At 49.5% G+C, this 10925-nt stretch carries 7 protein-coding genes and 2 pseudogenes; 5 read left to right on the top strand and 4 right to left on the bottom strand.

Annotated features, from left to right (window positions below; translation table 11 throughout):
• Positions 1–207 precede the first annotated feature (207 nt).
• The 4 genes from ABS784_RS07395 (at position 208) to ABS784_RS07410 (ending at position 7116) form a co-directional block, all read left to right on the top strand.
• Positions 208–753, top strand: coding sequence for a P-loop nucleotide/nucleoside kinase family protein (locus ABS784_RS07395; protein ID WP_352511953.1), 546 nt, complete (start codon positions 208–210; stop codon positions 751–753).
• Positions 754–965: 212 nt separating this feature from the next.
• Entirely contained in the window at positions 966–4208 is a 3243-nt protein-coding gene (gene hsdR, locus ABS784_RS07400) for a type I restriction-modification system endonuclease (protein ID WP_352511955.1), read from the top strand.
• 2 nt (positions 4209–4210) lie between these two features.
• A complete protein-coding gene (locus tag ABS784_RS07405; RefSeq protein WP_352511956.1) occupies positions 4211–5692 on the top strand; it encodes a class I SAM-dependent DNA methyltransferase in 1482 nt (493 codons plus the stop codon).
• Positions 5689–7116 (top strand): restriction endonuclease subunit S, encoded by a 1428-nt coding sequence (locus tag ABS784_RS07410; protein WP_352511958.1) that lies wholly within the window; start codon positions 5689–5691, stop codon positions 7114–7116. The genes ABS784_RS07405 and ABS784_RS07410 overlap by 4 nt, the downstream gene beginning before the upstream one ends.
• Before the next feature lie 467 nt (positions 7117–7583).
• On the opposite strand, the gene ABS784_RS07415 is transcribed toward ABS784_RS07410, so the two are convergent.
• From ABS784_RS07415 to ABS784_RS07430, 4 genes and pseudogenes are all read right to left on the bottom strand, one after another.
• Complete coding sequence (locus ABS784_RS07415; protein WP_352511960.1) at positions 7584–9020, bottom strand: DDE-type integrase/transposase/recombinase; 1437 nt, start codon at positions 9018–9020, stop codon at positions 7584–7586.
• 252 nt (positions 9021–9272) lie between these two features.
• Positions 9273–9527 carry a GlsB/YeaQ/YmgE family stress response membrane protein gene (locus ABS784_RS07420; RefSeq protein ID WP_352511962.1) on the bottom strand — a complete coding sequence of 85 codons (255 nt, stop codon included), beginning with the start codon at positions 9525–9527 and terminating at the stop codon, positions 9273–9275.
• A 174-nt stretch (positions 9528–9701) separates the two neighbouring features.
• Positions 9702–9902, bottom strand: a pseudogene (locus tag ABS784_RS07425) (nitroreductase family protein); the annotation flags it as partial.
• A gap of 169 nt (positions 9903–10071) precedes the next feature.
• Entirely contained in the window at positions 10072–10452 is a 381-nt protein-coding gene (locus ABS784_RS07430; RefSeq protein ID WP_352511964.1) for a hypothetical protein, read from the bottom strand.
• A gap of 345 nt (positions 10453–10797) precedes the next feature.
• On the opposite strand from ABS784_RS07430, the pseudogene ABS784_RS07435 reads away from it, so the two are divergent.
• Positions 10798–10925: pseudogene (locus ABS784_RS07435) on the top strand (IS701 family transposase); the annotation flags it as partial.

Below are 10925 nucleotides of genomic sequence, written 5' to 3' on the forward strand. Positions count from 1 at the left end.
AAAAAGATTATTTGCAACCCGTGGTGCTAGTTAAGCCTTAGCGCTCAACTAGCCCGAGTGTCATCAGCGAATACGTCAAGGGGATTCTCCTTTCGAAGGTAGGTTGCACTTTCATTAGAAGATCCGCTAAGCAAGGGCTATTTTTATGCTTGCTCAAGCTTATCTAGCACCACGGGTAATAAAACTATATTGAGCAGGTAAAAAGGGATGCATATGAAAAATAATCAAACAAGAACAGTCTATGTCATATCAGGCCCCGCTGGAGTTGGCAAATCAACAATCTCAACAGCATTGGCGAACAAGTTGGAGCGTAGTGCGTATATTTCCGGCGATGACATCAGCCATATGCATATCAATGGACGGAAAAAACCGTGGGAAAGTAAAGAAGAGCTTTCATTAATTTGGGATAATATTCTAAGTCTTGCAAGAAATTTTGTAAAATACGGCAATGATGTGGTAGTGGATTATATTGCCTTTCCCCAAGAAGCGATATGGTTGTATGAAAATGTAAAGGATTTAAACGTAACGGTTATGTATGTTGTTTTGTGGGCAGATGGGAAAACGTTAAGGCAAAGGGATGAGATGAGGGTCCCCGAGCAACAAATGGGGGAACGCTGCCTCATTTTGCTGAATGAGTTCCATGCATCAGGATTCGATCGAAAGCATCTTTTGGATACTAGCGGGAAAAGTAAGGATGACATAGATGAGATGATTGATGAAATCATGAGCAATCAAAGGTTTCGAATTTGTTAAAAGATGTTTAATTGGCGCCGCTCTTTCCTTGCCATCGCTAGTTGATTCTCACATCTTTGAAGCAATGACACTGCGAACAGCAACCACCCCTGTTCGCTTTTTTTATTGCCCTGCCGGTGAACACAAACAGCCCGTTTTCAGCGGGCTTTTTTTCATGATATGATAATGGCAAAAGAAGAAAGTTGCAAAAGAGACGAAGATGAGGGATGGGCATGGCGCATAACTTTCAATTTCTAGAAGGAAAATGGGATGTGCTCGCCCGGGTAGGGGAGACGGCCGAGCGGCATGTGCATCAAAACCCAAACGTGGCGATCAGCGAGCTGCGCAAGTTGGCCGAGGCGATGACGAAATACATATTGGCGCTCGAAGGCATTCGCGAAGAGCGCGGCACCGATCAGCAAGACCGCCTCAAGGTGCTGCTGTATGAACAAATCATCCCAAAAGAGATATATGACATCTTCACGATGATCCGCTTAAAAGGCAATCAAGCGGTGCATGATCCCCATTATGGGGATGTGCATGAGGCAAAGACGCTATTGCACATGGCGTTTCGCCTAGCCGTATGGTTTATGGAAGTGTACGGCGACTGGTCGTTCGAAGCTCCCCAGTATCGAGAACCGCTGCCGCCATCATCTGAATCGACGGATGAACTGAATCAGCTCATCGAATCGTATAAACAGCGGCTTGCCGACTTGGAAGCGGAGCTTTCGCACATCCGCGAGACGGGGCTGTATACGAGTGCCGAGGAAAAACAAAAGCGGCGTGACTATTCGCGGCGGGCGGTGGCGAATTTCGAACTGACTGAGGCAGAGACGCGCCTCATCATCGATGAACAGCTGCGGGCGGCTGGCTGGGAGGCTGATTCGGAAAAACTGCGCTTTGCCAAAGGCGCGCGGCCAGAGAAGGGGCGGAATTTGGCGATTGCCGAATGGCCGCTTCGGCACGGGGTTGCCGATTATGCTCTTTTTATCGGCTTGGAGCTGGTCGGCCTCATTGAAGCGAAACGCGCAAGCAAAGACATCCCCGCCGATATCGAACAGGCAAAACAATACGCCCGTCTCGTTGTGCGCCATGGGCAAGAAGTGATTCACGAGCCGTGGGGGGAGTATTTCGTTCCATTTTTGTTCGCCACCAACGGCCGTCCGTACGTGAAACAGCTTGAACAAAAGTCCGGCATTTGGTTTTTGGACGCCCGGAAATCGACGAACCATCCGCGCCCGCTGCAAGGCTGGTATACGCCGGACGGGTTGAAACAGCTGCTGGAACAAGACATTGAACGATCCGAACAGCGGCTGCGCGATGAGACGTTCGATTATTTGAAACTGAGGCCGTACCAAGTGCGGGCGATTCAGGCTGTTGAGCGGGCGCTTGAAGACAAGCGCCGGAGCGTGCTTATCGCCATGGCGACGGGAACGGGAAAAACGCGCATGGCGATCGGTTTGATTTACCGCTTGCTCAAAGCGAAACGGTTTCGGCGCATTTTGTTTCTCGTTGACCGAAAAGCGCTCGCCGAACAAGCGGAAGCGGCGTTTAAAGAAAGCCGAATGGAGCACTTTCAGACGTTTGCCGAGATTTACGGTTTGCAGTCGCTGTACGACCAAAAGCCCGATCCGGAGACGAAAGTGCATATCGCCACCGTTCAAGGAATGTTGAAGCGCATTTTTTACAACGACCGTCCCGAAAACGTTCCGCCGATTGACCAGTATGACTGCATCGTCGTCGACGAAGCCCACCGCGGCTATACGTTGGATAAAGAAATGAACGAAATCGAGCTGGAGTTTAAAGACCATCGCGATTATGTAAGCAAGTATCGGCAAGTGCTCGATTACTTCGATGCCGTCCGCATCGGTTTGACCGCGACGCCCGCCTTGCATACGACGGACATTTTCGGCCCGCCCGTGTTTACGTATTCGTATCGCGAGGCGGTCATCGACGGCTATTTGGTCGACCATGAGCCGCCGTATCAGTTTGATACGGTGCTGAAACGGGAAGGGATTACGTGGGCGAAAGGAGAGACGGTTGATGTCTACGACGCCGTATCCCATACGGTGTCGCAAGAGTATTTGGAGGATGAACTGAACATTGATGTTTCGCACTTTAACACGAAAGTCGTAACGGAAAGCTTTAACCGTGTCATCATTCGCGAGCTCGTCAACTATATCGCTCCGGATGATGAAGGGAAGACGCTCATTTTTGCCGCGACGGATGATCACGCTGATCTCGTCGTCCGGCTGCTGAAAGAAGAATTTGCGCGCGTATACGGAGAGTTCGATGACAATGCGGTCATGAAAATCACCGGATCGATCAAAGACCCGTCAGGAGCGATCCGCAGGTTTAAAAACGAAAAATATCCGACAATCGCGGTGACGGTCGATTTGTTAACGACAGGGGTCGATGTGCCGGCGATTACGAACCTCGTCTTTTTGCGCCGCGTTCGCTCGCGCATTTTGTATGAACAAATGCTCGGCCGGGCGACAAGGCGGTGCGATGAGATTGGGAAAGACCATTTCAACATCTTTGACGCCGTCGGCATTTACGAAACGTTAAAGCCGTATACAAGCATGAAACCGGTCGTCGCCCGCCCGCAGGCGACGCTGACGGAGCTGTTCGATGAACTCGAACCGCTTGAACAGACCGCCCATCTGGAATACCAAAAAGAACAAATCATTGCGAAGATGCAACGGAAAAAGCGGACGTGGTCCGACAGGCAACACGAAGATTTCCGCGTGCTCTCCGGCGGAAAAACGGTCGATGAATTCATCGACTGGCTGAAATCGCTGCCGTCTGATGAACTGAAAGACGGGCTGAAAGAATATAAATCGATGTTCCGCTATTTGGACGAAAACCGGTACCGCGAGCGCAAGCAATACATTTCCCACCATGAAGACAAGCTGCTTGGCGTCAAACGAGGCTACGGCAATGCGGAAAAACCAGACGACTATTTAGAGGCGTTCGGTGAATTTATCCGCACGAACATGAATAAAATCCCGGCGCTGATGATTGTCTGCCAGCGGCCGTCCGAACTGACGAGGGAAGAGTTGAAACAACTGCGATTGGAACTTGACCGAAGAGGCTTTTCCGAGAAAAAACTGCAGGCGGCATGGCGGGAGGCGAAAAATGAGGACATCGCCGCCGACATTATCGCCTTCATCCGCCAACAGGCGCTCGGCGACCCGCTCATCAGTCATGAAGAACGAATTCGCCGCGCCATGAACGCCATTTACCGGATGAAACCATGGCCGCCGCTGCAAAAGAAATGGCTTGAGCGGATCGAAAAACAGCTGCTGCAAGAATACGTCCTCCATCCCGACCCGGAAAAAGCGTTTGACTACGAACCGTTTAAAAGCCACGGCGGCTTTAAGCAGCTGAACAACATTTTCGGCGGTCAATTGCCGCAAATCGTGCGCGAAATTAATGAAAACTTGTACAACTACGCCAAGAAGGAGCAAGCCTAGAGATGAACAACCGAGAAATTGTCCAAAAGCTGTGGAACTTGTGCAACGTCTTGCGCGACGACGGCATCACGTACCACCAATATGTCACCGAGCTGACGTATTTGCTGTTTTTGAAAATGATGAAAGAAACCGGGCAAGAATACATCATCCCCGAACCATACCGTTGGGACGTGCTCGCCAAAAAGGATGGAATCGAGCTGAAAACGTATTACCAACAGCTGCTCATGGCGCTTGGGCAGGAAGAGAACGAACTGTTAAGGCAAATTTACACCGACGCGACGTCCAACATCCGTGAGCCGAAAAACTTGGAAAAAATCATCCGCACCATCGACGCGCTTGACTGGTACAACGCGAAAGAAGAAGGGCTCGGCGCCTTGTACGAAGGGCTGCTCGAGAAAAACGCGAGCGAATTGAAATCAGGCGCGGGGCAATATTTCACCCCCCGCGTGCTTATTGACGTCATCGTCGAACTCGTTGACCCGAAGCCCGGCGAGCGCTGCCACGACCCGGCGGCGGGGACGTTCGGCTTTATGATCGCCGCCAGCCGCCACGTCCGGGCGAAAACGGACGACTATTTTGATTTATCGGAAGAAGAAATTCGGTTCCAGAAATATGAAGCGTTCTCCGGGGTCGAGCTCGTCCGCGACACGCACCGCCTCGCGGTCATGAACGCCCTCTTGCATGATGTGCACGGCGACATTTTGCTTGGCGACACGCTCTCTCCCCTTGGCGAACAGCTGAAAGGGTATGATGTCATTTTGACAAACCCGCCGTTTGGCACAAAAAAAGGCGGCGAACGGGCGACACGGACCAACTTTACGTTTATGACGTCAAACAAGCAGCTGAACTTCCTCCAGCACATTTACCGGGCGCTCAGACCAAACGGCAAGGCGCGCGCCGCGGTCGTTGTGCCCGACAACGTGCTGTTTGAAGGCGGCGTCGGCGCCGACATCCGCCGCGACTTGATGGACAAATGCAACGTCCATACGATCTTGCGCTTGCCGACCGGCATTTTCTACGCCCAAGGGGTGAAAACGAACGTCTTGTTCTTCACCCGCGGGGAAACAGACACGGGCAACACGAAAGAAGTATGGGTGTACGATCTTCGCACGAACATGCCGTCGTTTGGCAAGCGCAATCCGTTGACGAAAGACCATTTCGCCGGATTTATGAAAGCCTACACCGCCGAAAACCGCCATCAAGTCGACGATGAACGGTGGAACGTCTTCACCCGCGCCGACATCGCCAAAAAAGGCGACAGCCTCGACATCGGTCTCATCGCCGACGAATCGCTGTCCGTGTACGACAACTTGCCCGACCCGATCGACTCGGCTGAAGAAGCGGTGGAGAAATTAGAGCTCGCCATCTCGCTGCTCAATGAAGTCATTGCCGAACTGAAAGCGGCCGAACACCCGACCCGCTACGAACCGGCCAAAACCGAAATGCTCCACGTCGCTGAACGACTCGAGGTGTCAGAACGATGAGCAAGGCCAAACCAAAATCGATGGAACAGCTGCTCGAAGAAGCGCTCGTGCCCAAAGACGAGCAGCCGTACGAAGTGCCGGGGAATTGGGTGTGGGTGAAATTTGGAGTTGTTGCCAAATTATTTAATGGATATGCATTTAAAAGCACTGATTATTCTGATGAGGGTATACCAATAATTCGAATATCCGATTTAAATGGTATGGAAACAACTCCCGAAACCGCTGTTAGGGTTCCTAGGGAGCTCTACAATGAAAAGTTTTTGGTGCGCAAAGGCGACTTATTAATCGCAATGTCTGGAGCTACTACTGGGAAAATAGGTATATATAATTCGAACGAAATCGCTATGCAAAACCAGCGTGTTGGGAATATCAAAACGATTAATGATAACATTTTATATGCAGCGTATAGAAATTATTTTGTGATTAGTTCCTCGACACAAATTTTGAAATTGGCGTATGGTGGAGCACAGCCAAATATAAGTGGTGCTCTCATTGAAAGTCTGCCTTTCCCACTCCCCCCCCTAAACGAACAAAAACGCATCGCCGATAAAATCGAGCGGCTGTTTGCGAAAATCGACGAAGCAAAGCGGCTGATTGAAGAAGTGAAGGAGTCGATCGAACGGCGGCGGGCGGTCATGTTGGAGAAGGCGTTTAAAGGGCAATTAGGGACAAATGACCCGAGCGAGAAAAGTATATTGGAAACATCCGATGATCTAAGTGAAAAAGACGTCATTCCGAAAGAACAATGGCCTTATGAGGTGCCGGGGAATTGGGTGTGGGTTCGATCAGGCCATGTAGCAAAGTGGGGGTCAGGGGGGACCCCTTCAAGAAAGAGATTAGAATATTACGGTGGGGATATTCCTTGGATTAAAACGGGCGAATTAAATGATGGAATAATCACCGGCTCTGAAGAAACTATTACAGCAGAGGGACTCCAGAAGTCCAGTGCAAAAATATTTCCAAAAGGATCTATAGTCATTGCAATGTATGGTGCAACAATTGGGAGACTTGGCATACTTGGTATAGATGCTGCTACAAATCAGGCCTGTGCAGTCGGTCAACCGTATGAGTTTTTAGATTCAAAATATATGTTTTACTATTTTTTTGCACGAAGAAGTGATTTAGTAGCGTTAGGTAAAGGTGGAGCCCAACCGAATATCTCTCAAACGATAATCAAAGATTTTCCTTTTGCCTTGCCTCCCCTAAACGAACAAAAACGCATCGCCGAGAAACTCGACAACTTATTAGAAAAATTAGAGAACGAAAAACAACTCGTTTTGGCAGTGGAGGAAAAGCTCGATTTATTAAAACAATCCGTTCTCCAGAAAGCCTTCCGCGGCGAGTTGGGGACGAATGACCCGAACGATGGACACGCGATGGAGTTGGTCAAAGAAGCGTTGCTCTCGTCAAGCGGACAGCGGTGACGCTGTTCGCTTGATCGAATCATGCCATTGGCATTGTGAGGGATGACAATGAAAATTTATGCCGAGCCGCTGGCCATATCCGCTGATCGATGTGCGCGAAGGCGGCAAAAAGCTGCTTGCCGTGAATCGGTATGAACGAAAGAAATGCAAGGGCGTGGAATCTTTGCTTGCAAAAGTACAGCTACCGTTGTGTCGTCTGTGACTTTGGTCGGAAACACCCCCACTTCCATGCAATCCATGTGGTAGCGTCAAAAATTCTATGAAAAGCGTCGATGAGCGACCTGTTGGAGGGAAAATAAAGGGGATGGTGGAATCGGATTCTCCCTTGACCAACACTCGCCAAAGGAGAGAAGAGGTCAGTAAGGGCAAGGGCAGGAAAAAGGGCATAGGAAAGCAGCCCTTGCCCATTCCTGATTTTACCTTTGGCGAGGTTCGGATGGTCAAGGGTTCGCTCCGCCGAATCCCTATTAGGCAGCCTGTTGTTTTAGAAAGTCTTGCGCCATGGCAATGAGCTTGCCCCAGCGTGCAGGCATATGTGGGAGGTTGTCTAACTCTGGGATGACGACGGGAACTCGGTTTTCGAGTGCACCATGAGGGCGCAAGAAGTTGAAATACGCCACAAACAACGTGACAAACGAAACAGAACCTTCTTCTGCGCCAAACCCATGGGTTGGTCGATAGTTGCCTTTAAACGTTCGGTTGAATCGTTCGATGATCTGTTTGAGTGGGCGGAACTCTTCCGATACAGGGTCGTCATTGGTGAGTCCGATCACTTGGCGGACATCGAAATGAATGCCGTGTTGGGCGAAAAAGTGTTGAGCCAATAAGTAGATCGGGTTTCCATCGACGACAAGTGAAAGATCATCTGGAATCGAAGGCAACTTCTTTAGGACGTCATCGATGGCACGAATCGCAGACATCGTATCTCGGTTGGGGGAGACACGATAAGATAACACGACTTTCTTGATGGCATCAAACATAAAGAACAAGTAATGCCACCGTCCTTTGACGCGAATATACGTCTCGTCCCCACAAAAGGAGCCAGACAGCTCGTAAGGAAAGTGATCGATGAAAGGCTTGACGATCAGCGCGACACTGTTGGCATAGTTGATGACCGTCTGATGTGAAATCGACAGACCATGGACGTCCTTCATGATGCCCGCTGTTTTTCGAGAAGACATCCCATAGTTGACGTGATACGTCAAAATCAGCCCAAGCGTGTGCGGAGATACCGACAGACGCGACAGATCGACCTTTGGCTTTTTCGGGGATGACGGTGCCAATGGTTGAAAGTCAAACAGAAATTCCCGATAAATGTACCGAACTTTAAAGGCGTGTGGTTCCTGTTTAAACCGTTTACGCTCGCTTGCGTTCATCCGTCGAAGATTGGCTTGGTAAAACGAACAATCGTCATTTTTGCATTTATAGATGTGATAATCCTTGCGCTCTTTGATTTTTTCGAGCGTCTTTAAGCAATGCGGACAACGCATGATGACCTGTTTGGCAAATCGGCTTCGGTGATTGAATCGACAATGGCACACCTTGCATTGGTACTGCCCCTTTCCCCCGTTGTTGGCGTACAAATAGGCAGAAGGGGCTTGGCATTGCGGACAGGTCAGCGTATCTGGGACGGTTGCTTTGGCGTTTGTGCGTCGTTGAATAGGTTTTAAAGGTCGCCCATGCTTCTGTTCATATTCAGCGAGAAGTTGGCGATAGTCCAAACGTGGAAGCGTTTCAATGACAGGCAACTCGTCGACTTGGAGTTTCTGATACGGTTTACGCACAGGTTCTTCCTCATCAAGGTCTGTGAGGGACTTTCCGAGAAGAACACCAAGCAAATAAATAATCATTTGATATTGGGTCTTGATTATTTCAAACAAATAGGCTAATAATTGAGGTAACAAGCTTGTCACTCCTTTGTTTGGTTGGTGGGTGTCGTTACCTCAATCGTACCAAAAACAGCAGGGGTGGCAAGCTTTTTTTGTCGAGAACAGCATAAAATCAACAAAAAATCGGGGTACGTCTTTAAAACTTTTGACAGTACCATCCATGTAAGTGGGGGGAACCTATGGATAAAGCCGATTGGTTTTGGTTGTACCTCAAGAAACTGACCTGACCAGACCGATCCCTGCTGCAAAGCGCGAAAGGGGCGTCGTTCACGCCGCCCTATGCAATCTGTGAATGACAAAACTTGCAAGCAAAATGAGGATAACCGAACCGATCAGGGCTGGGATGATGTCAAATCCGCCGATGGTCGGCCCCCAGTTGCCAAAGAGCGCCGTTCCAAGCCAGGCTCCGATAAACCCGGCGATCATGTTGCCAATGATCCCTCCAGGAATATCGCGTCCTGTCAGAAGACCTGCCAGCCAACCGATGACGCCCCCGACGATTAAGCTCCAAAGAAACGACATGGATGATTCCTCCCTCAAATCATGAAAAGGCTTCTTTCGTATTTATATTGTGCGTCAAAAGGAGCAGCAATTATGCATGCAAAAAGCCCCATCATACTTTATCGGCGCGCGTTCTCTGTTTTTGGCGTTTTGTCCGGGGACAGAGTTTTGGTTGCGTATTGGAAACCATTGTGTTCATGATGACGGATAAATCGTCAGCTTCTCTTCCGCCCTCGTGCGCGGCCGGGCGGGTGGGATTTGCTCAGAATCGAAGAAGCCGAGATGCAAAAAGCCGACGATTTTTTCCCCTGGCTGGACGTTGAGCCGTTCCCTTGCTTTTGGATCGTAAATATGTGGATTCGTCTTCCAAACGACGCCAAGCTGCTGTTCCCAAGCCGAGTTCAATGGATTTTATCGAAGCCGTGCAGCTAAGGAATGGAGAGGGGATGGGTGGAATGACGTTTCCTTGCAGGAAGCGTTGAGTTGATCGGAGAGTTTGCGCTCTGCACAAACATTACAGCCGCGCTTGACTCGCAGTCAAACGCGGCTTTCGGATGAAGGAAAACTAGCGAATGAATTCAAGCTGTTTGGCAAGATGGTGGAGTTTTTTCTCATGCTGGATGGTTTTGGACGCGAGGAAATGGACGGTTTCTTGCGTTTCTGTCAGCTCCACGCGCAAGCCAGCGAATTTTTGCTCGAGTCGGTCGAACCGCTCGTTCACCTCGGCGCGAAATTGCTGCATTTCCGCTCTCAGTTGGTTGGACGTGTCTTGCATCTCAGCCCTCAGCTGATTAGCGGTGTCTTGGATTTCTGCCCTCAGCTGATTAGCAGTGTCTTGGATTTCCGCTCTGAGCTGGCTTCCCATTTCGTCAATTTGGGTGCGGATGTCGCGGGAAAATATTTTCAGCGCCTCGACCACTTCTTTCACAACCGTATCGCGTTCCATGCTTGTTCACCTCCTCTTTTTTGATTATACAACGTGGAGCAGGGAAAGAAAACTACGTTTTGAACAAGCTTTTTCTCCGTTTTCATTTGATTGATCGTTGGCTCGAGTTGCGGCGTCGTGGGTGAGGTTGGAAAGTTCATGTCAATGATCATAGCGGCGTTTTGAGGGAACGGGTGGATCTGCCTCTTCGTTAATCAAAATATTTGTTTCTCGTTTATCACTTTTACTGTAGATGAGCAAAATCACTAACATAAATTTACATCAAAACAAAAAAGGAGACATGAACCCGATTCCTTGGTTAGAATAGATGTGTCATCCAACCATTCACAAGGAGGTTCATGTCTCATGAATAGATTCGCACATCATCAAGGAATCCACAAGTTTTTCACGACGTTCGGGTTGGCGCTTTATTTCTCGAAACCAGTCATGAAGCATCTCGTTCATATCGTCGATGCGATGATCACAAAGGGCTT

This window comes from Geobacillus sp. G4, assembly GCF_040327975.1.
GTDB lineage: Bacteria > Bacillota > Bacilli > Bacillales > Anoxybacillaceae > Geobacillus > Geobacillus thermoleovorans.